17 protein-coding genes are annotated in these 15,990 nt (G+C 40.1%); 5 read left to right on the forward strand and 12 right to left on the reverse strand.

The window, feature by feature from the left end; genetic code table 11:
* Position 1: 1 nt before the first annotated feature.
* A complete protein-coding gene (locus ACP14V_RS08950) occupies positions 2–175 on the reverse strand; it encodes a hypothetical protein (RefSeq protein ID WP_201741874.1) in 174 nt (57 codons plus the stop codon).
* Between the two features lie 139 nt (positions 176–314).
* Between ACP14V_RS08950 and fumC the strand changes: the two genes are divergently transcribed.
* Positions 315–1,712: a class II fumarate hydratase gene (gene fumC / locus ACP14V_RS08955; RefSeq protein ID WP_272610243.1), complete on the forward strand. Its 1,398-nt coding sequence runs from the start codon at positions 315–317 to the stop codon at positions 1,710–1,712.
* A 78-nt stretch (positions 1,713–1,790) separates the two neighbouring features.
* On the opposite strand, the gene ACP14V_RS08960 is transcribed toward fumC, so the two are convergent.
* A complete protein-coding gene (locus ACP14V_RS08960; RefSeq protein ID WP_136567337.1) occupies positions 1,791–2,678 on the reverse strand; it encodes a hypothetical protein in 888 nt (295 codons plus the stop codon).
* A gap of 167 nt (positions 2,679–2,845) precedes the next feature.
* Here ACP14V_RS08960 and ACP14V_RS08965 point away from each other — a divergent pair, with 167 nt between their 5' ends.
* Together ACP14V_RS08965 and ACP14V_RS08970 are read left to right on the forward strand one after the other, a co-directional pair.
* Positions 2,846–3,634, forward strand: coding sequence for an MBL fold metallo-hydrolase (locus ACP14V_RS08965; RefSeq protein WP_272610303.1), 789 nt, complete (start codon positions 2,846–2,848; stop codon positions 3,632–3,634).
* 69 nt (positions 3,635–3,703) lie between these two features.
* Positions 3,704–4,381 carry a hypothetical protein gene (locus tag ACP14V_RS08970; RefSeq protein ID WP_272610244.1) on the forward strand — a complete coding sequence of 226 codons (678 nt, stop codon included), beginning with the start codon at positions 3,704–3,706 and terminating at the stop codon, positions 4,379–4,381.
* Positions 4,382–4,390: 9 nt separating this feature from the next.
* On the opposite strand, the gene ettA is transcribed toward ACP14V_RS08970, so the two are convergent.
* The 3 genes from ettA to ACP14V_RS08985 all read right to left on the reverse strand — a co-directional run bounded on the left by ettA (position 4,391) and on the right by ACP14V_RS08985 (position 7,348).
* The gene (gene ettA, locus ACP14V_RS08975) at positions 4,391–6,082 is read right to left on the reverse strand and encodes an energy-dependent translational throttle protein EttA (protein WP_272610245.1); all 1,692 of its coding nucleotides are present in this window, start codon (positions 6,080–6,082) and stop codon (positions 4,391–4,393) included.
* Between the two features lie 33 nt (positions 6,083–6,115).
* Entirely contained in the window at positions 6,116–6,292 is a 177-nt protein-coding gene (locus ACP14V_RS08980; protein WP_231562643.1) for a CAL67264 family membrane protein, read from the reverse strand.
* A gap of 72 nt (positions 6,293–6,364) precedes the next feature.
* The gene (locus ACP14V_RS08985) at positions 6,365–7,348 is read right to left on the reverse strand and encodes a Gfo/Idh/MocA family protein (protein ID WP_272610246.1); all 984 of its coding nucleotides are present in this window, start codon (positions 7,346–7,348) and stop codon (positions 6,365–6,367) included.
* Positions 7,349–7,411: 63 nt separating this feature from the next.
* Here ACP14V_RS08985 and ACP14V_RS08990 point away from each other — a divergent pair, with 63 nt between their 5' ends.
* Positions 7,412–9,040 carry an acyl-CoA carboxylase subunit beta gene (locus ACP14V_RS08990; protein WP_272610247.1) on the forward strand — a complete coding sequence of 543 codons (1,629 nt, stop codon included), beginning with the start codon at positions 7,412–7,414 and terminating at the stop codon, positions 9,038–9,040.
* 283 nt (positions 9,041–9,323) lie between these two features.
* Entirely contained in the window at positions 9,324–10,565 is a 1,242-nt protein-coding gene (locus ACP14V_RS08995; RefSeq protein WP_272610248.1) for a tetratricopeptide repeat protein, read from the forward strand.
* 68 nt (positions 10,566–10,633) lie between these two features.
* Here ACP14V_RS08995 and ACP14V_RS09000 read toward each other — a convergent pair whose 3' ends face one another.
* The 7 genes from ACP14V_RS09000 to ACP14V_RS09030 all read right to left on the reverse strand — a co-directional run bounded on the left by ACP14V_RS09000 (position 10,634) and on the right by ACP14V_RS09030 (position 15,988).
* Positions 10,634–12,388, reverse strand: a complete 1,755-nt coding sequence (locus ACP14V_RS09000; protein WP_272610249.1) for a carboxypeptidase-like regulatory domain-containing protein — start codon at positions 12,386–12,388, stop codon at positions 10,634–10,636.
* A 591-nt stretch (positions 12,389–12,979) separates the two neighbouring features.
* On the reverse strand, positions 12,980–13,540 hold the full coding sequence (locus ACP14V_RS09005) for a DUF6705 family protein (RefSeq protein ID WP_272610250.1): 561 nt from the start codon (positions 13,538–13,540) through the stop codon (positions 12,980–12,982).
* A 14-nt stretch (positions 13,541–13,554) separates the two neighbouring features.
* The gene (locus ACP14V_RS09010) at positions 13,555–13,875 is read right to left on the reverse strand and encodes a hypothetical protein (protein ID WP_272610251.1); all 321 of its coding nucleotides are present in this window, start codon (positions 13,873–13,875) and stop codon (positions 13,555–13,557) included.
* An 84-nt stretch (positions 13,876–13,959) separates the two neighbouring features.
* On the reverse strand, positions 13,960–14,403 hold the full coding sequence (locus tag ACP14V_RS09015; protein WP_272610252.1) for a hypothetical protein: 444 nt from the start codon (positions 14,401–14,403) through the stop codon (positions 13,960–13,962).
* A gap of 54 nt (positions 14,404–14,457) precedes the next feature.
* Positions 14,458–14,799 (reverse strand): hypothetical protein, encoded by a 342-nt coding sequence (locus ACP14V_RS09020; RefSeq protein WP_272610253.1) that lies wholly within the window; start codon positions 14,797–14,799, stop codon positions 14,458–14,460.
* A 5-nt stretch (positions 14,800–14,804) separates the two neighbouring features.
* Entirely contained in the window at positions 14,805–15,494 is a 690-nt protein-coding gene (locus ACP14V_RS09025; RefSeq protein ID WP_272610254.1) for a DUF6973 domain-containing protein, read from the reverse strand.
* A gap of 32 nt (positions 15,495–15,526) precedes the next feature.
* Positions 15,527–15,988, reverse strand: a complete 462-nt coding sequence (locus ACP14V_RS09030; protein ID WP_272610255.1) for a hypothetical protein — start codon at positions 15,986–15,988, stop codon at positions 15,527–15,529.
* Positions 15,989–15,990 lie beyond the last annotated feature (2 nt).

Here is a 15,990-nt window from a genome sequence, read left to right on the forward strand (position 1 = left end):
TTTATTCTTCGAGCTGGGCACGTTTGGCCTCGCGTTTTTCTTTCATCATTTCCCTAAGGTTACCAATCAACCAGTAAGGAACCACAAAGGTCAACAAGAAAATCATCAACCAAAAACCGATGGTCAAAATTGTCAAAAAAGCTAAAAAACCTAAATATTGGTCAAATTCGAACATTATTCTTTCCTTTTGTTCAACAAAGATAGTTTGTTCTTTTCATAAAAAACAAATCTCCCTTCAAAAAAAGTATATATAACCCTTAGTACTACCATATAATTCTGCTAACAATTACCTTTGTGCATCAAAATTTTGTAAAATGAGTTTTAGAGTCGAAAAAGATACCATGGGGGAGGTAAAAGTACCTTCTGATAAATATTGGGGTGCACAAACTGAGCGCTCCCGAAACAATTTTAAAATTGGTCCTTCAGCTTCCATGCCTTTGGATGTGGTGTATGGTTTTGCCTATCTTAAAAAAGCGGCGGCATATGCCAACCATGAGCTTGGTGTTCTTTCTGTGGAAAAAAGGGATTTAATTGCGCAGGTGTGTGATGAAATTCTGGCCGGAAAGCATGATGACCAATTTCCATTGGTAATTTGGCAAACGGGCTCCGGAACCCAGAGTAATATGAACGTAAATGAAGTGGTGGCCAACAGGGCCCATGAAATTGCGGGCAAAAAAATTGGGGAAGGTGAAAAAACCATACAACCCAATGACGATGTGAACAAAAGCCAGTCTTCCAATGATACTTTTCCCACAGGAATGCACATTGCGGCTTATAAAAAGATAGTTGAAGTAACCATTCCTGGTGTTGAGCAACTTAAAAACACACTGGAGAAGAAATCCAAAGAGTTCAAAGAAGTCGTGAAAATTGGACGTACCCATTTAATGGATGCCACTCCCCTAACCCTTGGACAGGAATTTTCTGGATATGTCTCTCAACTTGAACATGGACTAAAGGCATTAAAAAATACATTGCCCCACTTGAGCGAATTGGCATTGGGTGGGACAGCCGTGGGTACGGGTCTTAACACACCAAAAGGGTACGATGTTCTTGTGGCAAAGTATATTGCCGACTTTACAGGACTTCCCTTTATAACGGCCGAAAATAAGTTTGAAGCGTTGGCTTCGCACGATGCCATTGTAGAAAGTCATGGAGCACTTAAACAATTGGCGGTGTCATTGAACAAAATTGCCAATGATATCAGGATGATGGCTTCTGGACCCCGTTCTGGTATTGGCGAGATTATTATCCCTGCCAATGAGCCAGGCAGCTCCATTATGCCCGGTAAGGTAAACCCAACCCAATGTGAAGCTTTGACCATGGTCTGTGCCCAAGTATTGGGTAACGATGTGGCCATAAGTGTTGGTGGCACCCAAGGGCACTATGAACTTAACGTGTTTAAACCCATGATGGCCGCAAATATTCTACAATCTGCCCAATTATTGGGTGATGCTTGTGTAAGCTTTGACGAAAACTGTGCGGTAGGCATAGAACCTAACCATGAAGTAATCAAGACACTCTTGAACAATTCATTAATGTTGGTTACGGCACTAAATACTAAAATCGGGTATTATAAGGCTGCCGAAATTGCCAATACAGCCCATAAAAATGGAACTACCTTAAAAGAAGAGGCTATAAATCTTGGCTATGTAACCCCTGAAGAATACGATGCTTGGGTACGACCCGAAGATATGGTAGGCAGTTTAAAGTAACTATCTAGGCCATAAAGTATAAAATAAAAAAGCCTGCTCATCATGAGCAGGCTTTTTGGTTTATGGATAGTGTGTGTATTATTTCAACTCAAACTTGGAAGTTCCCAACAGTTTCAAATTGCTGTCGTAAACATTTACCATGTAGTTTCCTTTTTGGAAATCACTGGCAGGCTTGTTTATATAGTCACAAACATCCAAAGAGCTGTTCTCATAATAGAAGTTGGTTCCTTTACTGTAAGAGATGGAAGCACCTTCTTCGTTGGATTTAGAGAAACTGTCACCCAAAACATTTCCTTGTGGATCAAGAACTTCAATGAAGAACTCTCTATCACCAGCTTCGGCGATTACGTTATCGGCAACTGTAAAACAAACCTTGAATTTATCAGTAGCTTTAGCCCTGGAAGTAGACACCAATTTACCGCTGCTTCTTTCCTTAACAGCATCCACAGAGAATTTAGAAAGGCTAAGGGCAGAACCTCTTTCTACAGCATCAGCCAATTGGGTGTTCTGAACGATCAATGAATCGTTGAAAACTGTCTGTTTTTCCAATTCAGTAAATGTGCTGTCACGTTGCATGGCCAACAAGCTGTTGGATTGTGTCAAGGAATCTACTTGTTTCAATAGTTTTTCTCTTTCTGCTTTAAGTACACTTACTTGTCTTCTGTATCTAGAAAGAGAAGCGATATCGGCTTTCATACCCTGTACTGAATCGATGTATTTTGCAATATTGTCCCTAGCGGCAACCAACTCTTCGTTTGTAGCATTGCTTTCAAGGATAGCTTTGTCATACTCAGATTTCAAGTTGTTCAAATCTTCAACAACCAACTCTTTTTCTTGTGTAAGGGCTTGAGTGGTTTTCTTTTTATCTTGGTAAAGGCTTACGGTGTAGATAATGGTTCCCAAAAGAACTACACCCAACAAACCTGCGATTACCTTCAATCCGTTGTTATTTTTTGCTTCTGTCATAACTTTTTGTGTTAATTGATTCTCGTTTAAGGTTTTTAATCAATCGTGTTTGGTTTATATACGCTTTAGATCATTGTTTGGATCATTTGCAATAAAATAATCTTAAAAAAATCGCCATAAAAGTCTAGATACCTTAATTTTAAAGGAACTTCAAAAAAGTAGCCATGATGAAAAAAATAATTCCATTAGTACTCGGCATCGTTTTGATTGCCAGTTGTAAATCAAAAAATAAGTCATCGGAAGAAACCCCTGAAGCGATTGTTAAAGCTAAGAATGATAGCCTTACGGAAGTTTCCATTATACCTATTGAACATGCCACTGCCGTTTTGGAATGGAATGATGTTACCTTATATATAGACCCCGTGGGAGGAAAGTCAGCTTTTGAAGGGCAAAATGGCCCAGATATTATTTTGGTGACGGATATACATGGTGATCATTTTAATTTGGAAACCCTCCAAGAAGTTTCAACAGAGAACACTACAATTATTCTTCCCCAAGCTGTTGCTGATGAAATTCCCGATGAATCTACCTTAGCTGTGGATGTTCTGAACAATGGGGATACTAAAACCTATTCCGGAATAGCGATTGAAGCCATTCCCATGTATAATTTACGGGAAGAAGCGTTGGATTTTCATACCAAAGGACGTGGAAATGGGTATGTCTTGACCATAGGTGGGCAGCGTCTCTATTTTTCTGGGGACACCGAGGACATTCCTGAAATGAGGGCACTAAAAAATATTGACAAGGCCTTTGTATGCATGAACCTCCCCTACACCATGACTGTGGAAAGTGCTGCAGATGCTGTTTTGGAATTTCAGCCTAAAGAAGTCTACCCATACCACTTTAGAGGTCGCCCTGATGTAAGCGATGTTGAAAAGTTCAAAAAACTCGTTAACGAAGTAAACTCCGAGATAAAAGTGGTACAACTGGATTGGTATCCGAATGACGATTTTTGATGGAATAAAATATTTCCCCTACATTGTCGTTAAGATAACAGACTTAACCAAATCAAAAAATACTTGACCATGGCTCCCAAATCCCATGTTTTAGTAGCGATTGCATTTTTCTGTGCACTTCAAGCTGCTTTCTCCCAATGTGACAATTTTTATTCCAAAGTTACTTACGCGCTCAATCATTGCAAAAAAGGAATGACCGCTACTAACTTTGAACACCAAATGTACTATGCTGAAAGAGCATTAACGGCTCTTGAAAAATCCAAAGCCTTTAGGGACGATTGTGATTGTGCCAAGGCAGAGAACAAGACTTTGGACGCCTTGGAGACCTTGGACAAAGCCATTGAACCCGTTGATTGGGAAGCTGGCAGGTACTTTACCAAAAAAGCCCTTGGGCAAATCAACGAACTGATTACCATCTTGGATGAATGTACTTTGGGTGTTTCTGCCCCAATAACTGTTGCCGATAATGCCACGACCACCATGGAGCATCAGGCGCATGCCGATGATGAAGCCCCCGAAAATGCTATGGAACTGGAAATGATTAAGGTATTTGAGAAACACTCCCGCGAAAAACTTAATACGGCCAAACAGGCCATCGACCAGCTCGTGGAACTTTCAAAAACCATTGGAACCCTAAATGGCAACAGCATTGACTCCAATAGTTTGGAGTATCACCAAAAAGCCTATCTGGAAAATGCCAGAAAACTTCTTGAGGAAGGATTGAAAAATATCGGCGGAGAAGAGTAAAATTCCCGTCTACCTAATAAGTTTCTTGTATTTGATACGCTTGGGCATGATATCCGTTCCTAAGCGTTTCTTTTTGTTCTCCTCATAATCTGAGAAAGATCCTTCAAAGAAATACACCTGTGAATCTCCTTCAAAAGCCAAAATGTGGGTACAGATTCTATCCAAGAACCATCTGTCGTGGGAAATGATCACGGCACAACCTGCAAAATTTTCAAGACCTTCTTCCAAAGCCCTCAAGGTATTCACATCCAAATCGTTGGTAGGCTCATCCAAAAGTAAAACGTTGCCCTCCTCTTTTAAGGTCATGGCCAAGTGAAGTCGGTTACGCTCTCCACCGGAAAGCATGTTTACCTTTTTGTTCTGCTCACTACCAGAGAAGTTAAATCGGCTTAAATAGGCTCGGGAATTCACTTGCTTCCCTCCCATCATGATCAACTCTTGTCCATCACTGAAATTTTCCCAAATGCTTTTTTCTGGGTCGACATTGGAATGGCTTTGGTCCACATAGGCCAGTTTGGCGGTATCCCCAACAATAAACTCTCCTTTATCCGGGGTTTCCTCCCCCATAATCATTCTAAAGATGGTGGTCTTACCCGCACCGTTGGGACCAATGATCCCCACAATTCCTGCTTGGGGCAGATTGAAGTTTAGGTCTTCATACAACAATTTATCCCCATAAGCTTTGCTCACCCCTTTGGATTCAATAACGTTGGTACCCAATCGCGGTCCATTGGGGATGTAGATTTCCAGTTTTTCTTCCAACTGTTTTTGGTCCTGACTAAGGAGTTTGTCATAATTTTTAAGACGGGCCTTTTGCTTGGTCTGTCTTCCTTTGGCTCCTTGACGAACCCAATCCAACTCCCGTTCCAAGGTCTTTTGTCTTTTGGAAGCCTGCTTGCTTTCTTGGGCCAAACGCTTGGCCTTTTGGTCCAACCATCCGGAATAGTTCCCTTTCCAAGGAATACCTTCTCCCCTATCCAGTTCCAAAATCCAACCTGCTACATTGTCCAGGAAATAACGGTCGTGTGTTACTGCAATCACCGTTCCTTTATATTGTGCCAAATGGTGTTCCAACCAGTGTACGGACTCCGCATCCAAGTGGTTGGTAGGTTCATCCAACAAAAGTACATCGGGTTCTTGTAGCAATAACCTGCATAGGGCCACACGTCTTCGTTCCCCGCCGGAAAGCACCCCAATCTTCTTGTCTGATTCAGGCGTACGTAGCGCATCCATGGCAATTTCCAATTTGGTATCCAATTCCCATGCATTGGATGCATCAATCTGGTCTTGAAGCACTGCTTGACGATCCATCAACTTTTGCATCTTATCGGCATCTTCATATACTTCGGGAAGACCGAACATATCGTTGATCTTATTGTATTCATCCAAAATAGCAACGGTCTCGGCAGCACCTTCCTTGACGATTTCAAATACGGTCTTTTCTTCATCCAATTGGGGCTCCTGTTCCAGATATCCCACTGTATATCCCGGAGAAAATACCACATCACCCTGATAGTTCTTATCCACTCCGGCAATAATCTTGAGCAAGGTTGATTTCCCGGAACCATTGAGACCCAGAATTCCAATCTTGGCCCCATAGAAGAAACTGAGATAAATATTTTTGAGTACAGGGGTGTTGGCCGTTTTAAAGGTCTTGGTAACCCCGGACATTGAAAAAATGACCTTTTTATCGTCTGACATTTGGTTGCGTTTAAAAATTAAGAAAAGAGAACTTTATACCCGTCCCTTGAGTGCATTGAAAACCCAAGCTACGGCAAAAAAGCCAATGCCCACTGCTCCAAAACCGTATCCGGCCACTTCATCGTACTTGAAAGCGCCAAGCGCTATCATTCCGATTCCCACAAAAATCATAATCCAAGTGGCCCAAGCGAGCACAGTATTTTTGTTCATTCCCATATGTATCGTTCAGTAGAAGGTCAAATATCGTAAAAAATGGACTATTCCAAAATGGTTATTTGTCGATTATCCCTCAAAAGGGAACCGAATCCCGCATTTTTCACGCACAGTGTCCAGTAATTCAGCCACATCCAAACTATTTTGATGCGACCAAAGGTCACTTTCCATTTTATTAGCCCTCAAGCATTGATGAACCTCCAAAATCTCGTAGTAAAATCCTATTCCTTTTAATGGATGTTCAAAAGTTTCAGAAACACCATTTTTCAGTAAGGTATACCCGTCTGCCTCATGCCATCGGGAAGGAAGGAAAATTTCACCTTGGCTTCCTGATAGTTCCGCTTCAGTTCGGGTTCTGCTGGTAAATCCGCTGTAAAGCACGGCTTGAGCTTTGGGATATTGGAAAATCATTGAGGTCTGTAATTCCGTTCCATTAGGGTGAAAATTTGATGCCGCATATATTTCCTTGGGCTTGCCCAAAAATAGGTAGGCCAAAAAAATGGGATAAATACCAATATCCAATAATGAACCGGAAGCCAAATCAAGGTTAAGCACCCGGGACTCCTCATCCCTGTCCAAGGCATAAAATCCAAAATCTGCGTTGATATGGGTCAAATCCCCTATCTCCCCATCATCTACTAACTGCTTTACTTTTTGAATGGCCGGATTAAAACGGGACCAAAGTGCTTCCATAAGAAAAACCTTGTTCTGTTTGGCCGTATCCACCATTTCCTGTACTTCAGATTTGCTGACCCCCAAAGGCTTTTCGCAAAGTACATGCTTTCCAGAGTCCAGGGCCTGCAAGGTCAATGTTTTGTGGAACCGATGAGGGGTGGCGATATAAACCACATCCACAGTGTCCGAGGCAAACATCTCTTCATAACTTCCAAACACATTTTCAATGGCGTATTCATCGGCAAAATCCTGTGCCTTTTTCAATGAACGGGAAGCTACTGCCGAAATCTTGGCATCTTCCACCAATTGTAAATCCGAAATAAACTTCCGTGCAATTTTTCCCGGGCCCACGATGCCCCATCGTATTTTAGTTTCCATATGGGATCAAAAGTAATGATTATAACTCCTTATCTTTAGCCAATAAGAAGAAATTGACAGTACATGGATATCAACTTCAATAAGAACGAAGACCATAATAAATTGATGCTTTCCCAACTAAGGAAACGACTAGCCGAGGTTAAACTGGGCGGAGGGAAAAAACGCATTGAGAAACATCACGAAAAAGGTAAAATGACCGCCCGTGAGCGTATTGATTATTTGTTGGACCCAAATTCCAATGCTGTTGAAATTGGTGCGTTTGCAGGAGATGGCATGTATGGGGAACATGGCGGATGTCCGTCTGCCGGGGTGGTGGTGAAAATAGGATATATCCAAGGAAAGCAATGTGTGGTAGTGGCCAATGACGCTACTGTAAAGGCAGGAGCTTGGTTCCCCATTACAGGAAAGAAGAACCTCAGGGCCCAAGAAATTTCCATAGAAAATAAATTGCCCATCATCTATTTAGTGGACAGTGCTGGGGTATACCTCCCTATGCAGGATGAGATTTTCCCGGACAAGGAACATTTTGGCCGAATTTTCAGGAACAATGCCATTATGAGCAGTATGGGCATTACCCAGATTTCTGCGGTTATGGGTAGTTGCGTGGCCGGTGGGGCCTATTTACCCATTATGAGCGATGAAGCCCTTATTGTTGATAAAACGGGAAGTATTTTCTTAGCAGGCAGTTATTTGGTGAAAGCGGCCATAGGTGAAAGCATTGATAACGAAACCCTAGGCGGAGCCACCACACACTCGGAAATCAGCGGAGTTACTGACTACAAGGCCAAGGATGATAAGGATGCGCTTGATAAAATCAAAAGTATCGTAGGCAAAATCGGCGATTTTGAAAAAGCTGGTTTTAATCGGGTTGAAGCAAAAGACCCAACGGAAAACCAAGAAGATATTTACGGTATTCTTCCAAGTTCGCGGAGTGATCAATACGACATGCTTGAAATCATAAAGCGATTGGTGGACAACTCTGAGTTTGAACAGTACAAAGAGGGTTATGGTAAAACTATTTTGACCGGCTATGCCCGAATTGATGGTTGGGCCGTGGGGATTGTGGCCAACCAACGGAAAGTGGTCAAGACCAAAAAAGGCGAAATGCGATTTGGTGGGGTCATTTATTCCGATTCAGCCGATAAGGCCACCCGTTTTATTGCCAACTGCAACCAAAAGAAGATTCCCTTGGTGTTCCTGCAGGATGTAACCGGTTTCATGGTAGGCAGCAAGAGCGAGCATGGAGGCATCATTAAGGATGGTGCCAAAATGGTAAATGCCGTGAGCAATTCCGTGGTACCCAAATTCACCATAATCATAGGAAACAGCTACGGGGCAGGAAACTACGCCATGTGTGGCAAGGCCTATGACCCTAGGTTGATTGTGGCCTGGCCCAGTGCCGAACTCGCCGTGATGAGTGGAAACTCAGCGGCAAAAGTGCTATTACAGATTGAAAAAGCCTCCCTTGAAAAAAGTGGACAACCTTTGGATGCTGAAAAGGAAAAAGAATTGTTTGATAAAATCAAACAGCGATATGACAACCAAATATCGCCCTATTATGCTGCGGCTCGGTTATGGACGGACGCCATTATAGATCCCTTGGATACTAGAAAATGGATATCTATGGGCATTGAGGCCGCAAACCATGCCCCAATAGAGAAATCATTCAATATGGGAGTTCTACAGGTATAGCCGCTGTACTAGTCAATAACCATAATTGCAATATCCAATGCAATACGCTGCTCGATTCTTTTTTTTCTTCGTATTGGTCTTTTTTTCAAGCAATGCGCAGATTCGAAAAATGTGCACCTACGAATCGTATTTACCAGTATCAGAATATATTGACCAATGTGGTTTCCAAAAACCACAAAGACTTCTTGGACTAGAGAAAAAAGTTGACTCCCTTTTTAATTTAATTGGAGAACAAAGAAACTTTCAAATTAAATCATGTGCTCAAATCGGAGGTATCTCAGCCATGAACTTTGATTCTTTCCACAGCTCTTTGGAACGTTTTGTTGTTATCCAAGAAAATACATTGGACTTAGATTCTCTGATCGCAAACCATGATTGGAACATCTTGGGTCGGTTTTTACATGCAATGGGCCATCATATGCGGCAACACTTGCTGATTGATTCCATTGATTTTTTTGAAGAAGAGGTAGAGGCCGATGAAGCAGTGGGTTTTATGTTATCAAAAATGGGAGTTTCAAAGGAGAACAGCTTAAAGACCATTGATTTTGTCCCTGATTCAACGGTAAATGAGACCCATGCCCCTACCATAAAACGTAAAAATGCCGTGATTAGGGGGTGGAACTGGGGTCAGGACGGAACCTCTACGTTGCCCAAGAAAGATTATGTTGAACTTTTACCGGTTTCCGAGACCCAAGAGCTGGATTATATGCAGCAGCACAATACGGCCCACAAAGAAGGAAAGTATGAATTGGCTGCATGGCATGCCTTAAAAGCATTTCAATACAGTGGAGGTAAAAATAGGAAGATGCTGGCAGAAGCTGCCTACCATTTTCACCAAAACGGACAATTTTCGCTGTCCTTAAAATGTTATCTGACCCTACTAGATCGGGGCATTGGCTTTTTGGCCCGAGATGGGAAATCAGGTGTTTTCAAAATCATTGGCATAAACTATTATTTTTTGGAAGAATGGGATGAGGTCATTCAATATTTAAGCATAGCACATTTTATGTCGCCCAGAGATTTGCAAACTTTAAATTATTTGGCTGCAACGTATGAAAAAAAACGAGACTGGGAAATGTGTGGCTCCTATGTTAAAAAGATGATCAAACTAGATACCAAGAATCCTGATCATCCATATAATCTTGGCGTAATGTATGTTAAGCAAGGTGCGACCCAAAAAGCCATTTCCCTTTTTAAACGTGCATTTTATATTGCTCCTGCGCATACAAGATCTCGGGTAGCCCTCGCAGTCATTTATTCCGAAGAGGCCGATAGATTAATTCCTTTGTTGCATTCAAGGGAGTATTTTTGGGGGATGGGAAAAAGAAAATTTAATAAAGCCAAGACAACGGTTAATGATCTTTTGGCCAAAGCGGAGCAAGTACTGACCGAGGGTTTGGAGCTTAATCCCGATGATACACAGCTTTTGGAAACCCTATTGATGATATATAAACAGATGGGGGAAAAAGAAAAGCGGGAACAAATAGAAAAAAGACTTGAGGTTCTTGGCGGGCAAAGCGAATAATCCCGGAAAACTTTGAGAAGTTATTTGTAGGGTATCATTTTATTGACTGTTGTTCTCCACTTGATGACTTATTTAGCCTCTTTTTCGGGATTGTTGACAATTGAAAACAGTTTTTGGTTTACCTCTTTATCCACCAATTTAAAGTAATAGGATTTTTGTGTTTCATTTTCCTGACCAAAGTTGTGAAAAACCGTGGCCTTTATGTACGTTGGTATATATGACTTGTTTCCAAAGTAATTCAAATTTACCTGCCAAACCCCTCTGAACATTTCGTCTATCATAAATTGCTTGGATGAAAACCCCTTGATTTTTTCCAGATTGATTTGCTCACTATTTTTTTCATACGTATGACTCCATGTATAGAACCTGTTGTCAGGATTAACAAACTGTAGGTCAAATTCAGCTTCACCATTATTCCACTCCAAAAGCACCCTTGACCCCAAAAAATTATCATACATGCCAGTTTGTATGGTTGTATTGGACATTTCCGCTGAATTCGATTTCAATACATTCTGAAACTCTGTTTTTATGATGGCATCTATGCCTTCCTCTTCTTTTACCGAAGTGTCCAGGTTTCTGGATACAATATATCTGGAATAGATTTCCAAACTTTTCTTGAAATCGCCATTAGTATAGTGGGCATTGGCCAAATCCCGAAACGATTGCCCATGTCGTGGTCTTTTTTTGAGCACCTCTTCATAGATGTCAATGGCGCTCCCATAATCGTTATTTTTCTCATACCAATAGGCAATGGCCTTTAAGGTATTCGGGTTGCTTGAAAATTTTTCTTTGGCCATGGAAATTATTTCCTCCGATTTAGACACTGCTCCTCGCGACATGAAAAAATCAGCGGCATCCAAGAAAAAATCAAACCGGTCTCCCCTGATCAACCGTTCTTTTTCAAAAATTGCATAAGCTTCTTTAACGGAACTTGAATTTTGAAAATCCAACAAGTATTGGGGTTTGGTGGTATTTTCAAATCCGTGGACATTGGATGGTTCAAAAATATTGTTTCTTACTTTTGCAAAATCGAACGGATTGCTTGTTCCTGTTTCATAAAGCGCATTTCCAGATTTTGTGTTGATTATGATAAGCCCACCGCTGGCCTGTCTACCATACCTTGCCCCAGCACCTACGGAAGGGATCACAGCAATACGATCAATGTTCTGTACAGGAATGAAGGTGGGCACACCTTGAAAAATTGTTCCATCCACTTCAAAAGCAGCGGGGGGCGAAGTAGAAATGCCCCTACCTCCCCTAAGGTAGACCTGCGGATTGGTGGGGTCGTTCGGGGAGCGCACCACGCGCATTCCGGGCACCCTTGCTTGTAGGGCCGTTAAGAAGTCTATTCCTATGGCTGCCAAACTGTTGCCATCAATGACCCGCATGGAATAACCAATCTTGTCTTTGTCCATAATCCCGAAGGCCGTTCGGATCAGGTTTTTATTGTTCTGGTATTCTTTCTGAAGTTCTGCTTCTCTTTTGATCTTTGTTTTTTCCACAATCACCTCATCCAATTCCTGAATTTGGGGATACATTTCGATGTTCATTATGGAGGAAACATCTTCCAAGATCAATCTAACGGTTTTTAATCCCATTCTTGTAAAAAGCAGGGTTTGGTAGGGTTTGGTCACTATCTTATATTTTCCTTCCCTATCTGAAACTGTTTTAACGGAGCTGTTTTCCACCGTAATGTTTACATTGGGTAGAGGTCTGTCCCCATCGGTTACTCTCCCCGAAATGGTAATTGAAGACTCTTGCGCCGTTACTTGAAAACAGGCCAGCACAAGCATCATTTTTAAGATGATCCGGGCTAAATCCATATTGCATTTTTTTGTGGGCATACGCCTATAATTTAACCATTATTTCAATACGTTCTTCAGCGTTCCAACAAATTCCGCATTAAGTACGATAAAGACATAACCAACCTATCCTTTAGTGAGGATTTTACACGATATCCATACGATCCTGTTCAAAAAGATTAAAGACCATATTCAATTTCCAGTTTTCCTTTGGTTGCCCTATAGGGATCAAAAGTCCAAATAACATTTTCAGTCCCGTAATAATCCCCATTTATTAACGTATCTATTGTTCCATATAGATTCATGTCATAATACCCTTCTCTTTGGATTTTGATAGTATCGTTGACATTGCCTTTAACTTTTATAAAGTAAGCAACATAGCTTTTGTTTTCATACGGGATAAGGGTATCTACTCTTTTTTTAGAGAAATCTGTAATAACAAACTCCCTGTGATCTCCTCAATTTTTACAATCACAGGACAAGAATAAGATGGATAAAACAAAACTTATTAATACCTTTTTCATTTTGCTGATGTTGACCTTGGGAAACTATCCCTACACATATGGGAATCACTCGCTGCAATAGCCAAAGGTTCCGTAACCAATCTATCTATTATTCCAATCGTTTTAAGGTAATTGTCCGAGGAATGACAATTTTATATTCCCCATCCTTTTCAAAGAAAACGCCTTCTTCCTCGTTCCACTTGTTGACCAAGACTAAATCATTGCCTGCAAACATCAATACGGGTTGGTCAAAGACTCCTATACGGCACTTGTTATACACATAAAACATAGTGGTAATAATCTCTAAATGACCTGCATAAAGACAATTTTCTGTGCGTATTTTATCAAGGGTATTTAATATCTCCGTCCCATTACTAAGATATTTTAAGGTAATTAAACAGGTATCATAATAAGCATTTTTGTAACCGAAAATATTCTCTTCATATTTTTTTTTAAAAATTGGTGTGAATTTCAACACAAGTGTATCCTTCCCACTTCCCCAAACCCAATTACCTTCAAGTCTTTTATAACTGTTACTAAAATCCTTAATATAGAAATCATCTTTTACTCTTTTAATAGGTTTGAGTAAAGCATGTTGATCATATAGTTTTAAGTTGGAATTACACCCCAAAAAAAGTACAATTGTACCCAATATAAAAAAACGTTTCATTTCGCATCTAATTTCTATGGTCTAACCCATTTGTTTTTTGATTCATCAAATTCATACACAACCATCCCGTAATCCTTTAAGATCGTATGCAGGTTCTCTGCCGCCAGATTACTACTGATATTAGAGTTGATTGGGTTTTCTACATTATTATATTCAAAATTCAACAACAATTCAAAAACTTCCAGATTGTCTTGAAAGTTGTCCTGCTGCATGGTGGCTAAATGGGATGCGAATATACTCTGATCCGCAATCATTATAGCATGCAAATCATTGTCCGGAGTCATCAAGATAAGGTTAAAAGTATCAAGATCCTGGATAAGGTTGGCGTTTGCCAAAACAAAAAAGTGTTTTACTCTTTATCATTACTAATCTATCCCCATAGTTTAGTTATTCTCTCTTTCAAAAGAATTTACTTCTATTTAGCTCTTTGGCCTGTTTTCTTCAATCCATGTTTCTAAATTCCCAATCCTTTCCCTTACAAATGTTCTCCAATTGGTGCTAGAAGTAAACCCTTTATTTTTCAAAGCTTCAATATACCAATCCTTAAATTTAAACATGGGCATACCATAAAAATCAGGCATTTTGGCACCATTATGCCACAGTTCAGCTATATATTTCATTGTTTTGAATTTGGGAATAACCTTTCCCCTTAAACTTTTATCATATTCTCCCCAATGATAAACTTCTATTAAATCCAAATCCAATAGCTTCTCTATAGTTTCCAGACCGTGTTGCCTTGCCGATTCCGTAGATTCATCTAAATAATTATAACCTAACCCGGACAAAATGCTAGAAATAAATTCCACTCCCTCGGGCATGAAGATCTCAATGTTGGTAGAATCAAATAGTTCATCTGTCGTCATAGTGTTAGAAATTTAATATGTCTTTGTTGACTACCAATCCCTTCGACATCGTTCTTATAGCTTTGCTTCTATTTCTATACTTCCTTCTGTGGCCTTGTATGGTTCAAAAATTATGTTTTTTTCACCTTCTCCATAATAATCAGTATACCACCGTTCATTTATTTGGCCTGAAAGTTTTAAAATCGGCTGGTTGCTTTTAGAATTAAGTTTTATCAAAATGGTATCATTTGTATATCCTTTTACCCAAACATTCATCATTGAATATGGATAGTTCTGATACGGTTTCAAGTGTATTGTTTTAGACTCTGAAAAGTCGTTGATTTTTAAAACCTTATTATCCCTATTACAAGACACCAAATAAAGAGTAATGACTATTGATAATACTCTAGCATTCATATAACTTATTGATTAGTTGGTGTTAATACAGAAGCGTTAGAAGCATTCCAGAAGCCATTCTGAAAAACCAAATTATTCAAATATCGTAACTGGCCGCTATCTAAAGCTTGGTGAACCAATTCATATAATCTCCCCGCACCATAAGCAATTTGCCTTCCTTGGGAATTGTTATGCAAATCCATTTGGGTTTCTTTAAAATGATTTGGATAATCTGGGTTGTATTCAATATCTTCATGCGCCGATGTGAGCTGTTCAGTTAAAGTTTCCCCTAGATATACCGTGCTAAGGGCATTCCAAAATGCATGTTTAAAGGCATCTCCCTTTGTATTGCGCACAGGTCTCGGGAAATGTGTTTCAGCATAAATATAAGCCTGTGTTGCAGCCTTTAGATACAAGAATTGTCTAGTGTTATCCAAAGTATCGAAAATAGCTATTTCAGCATCAGACATTCTAGATTTGATATCTTGGGCCACAAGTGGATTATAAACCAATTGGTTTTCCCAATCCACTTCACCACCTGCCATTAATGCCATTTGAGCCTCATTGGCAAACTTCTTCGCCTCATTACTCTGTCCTTCCCCCTCCACAAACTGGTTGATGGGGATACAGACCGGAATCACCCGGTGTGATAGCCAAAGGTACCGTGACCAGTCTACAGGTACCGCCAGGTTAAGGCCAATATAGCCGCTGGTCAAAGAATTGTTCTAGCAACCAAAAGTATATGCCTTCAATCGGCTATCCCACCAGATACAATTTCTGTAACCCACTTGTCTTTACTATAATAAACCTTACCCTTTGCATACCACTTCCCTTCTATAGGATAAAGGATTATGAAATCAAATTTTTTATCTGTGCAATCAAGGCTATCGATTCTTATTCGATAAGTATCATCGGTTAAATCAGATGAATCCAAAACTGCAATTTTGTTTTTCCTAAATTGAATTGAATCCGATTTTCTAAAGATGTTGTTTGTCAAAATTTTAAGAGGCAAGGTAGAATCCGATACTCTTGGATCCATATGATTTAAGATATAGTTATTGTTAAAAATACTATTAACCATTCCTTGTTTTTCTTGGATGCCAAAACAAATTATACTGACATCCTTAATACTTTTGGGTTTATGTGCATTTTGTTTACAACTCATTAGTACAAATAGCCCACAAATGTTCAACAAGAGTAGAAACTTCATAA

It is taken from the genome of Flagellimonas alvinocaridis, from assembly GCF_965248585.1.
GTDB lineage: Bacteria > Bacteroidota > Bacteroidia > Flavobacteriales > Flavobacteriaceae > Flagellimonas > Flagellimonas alvinocaridis.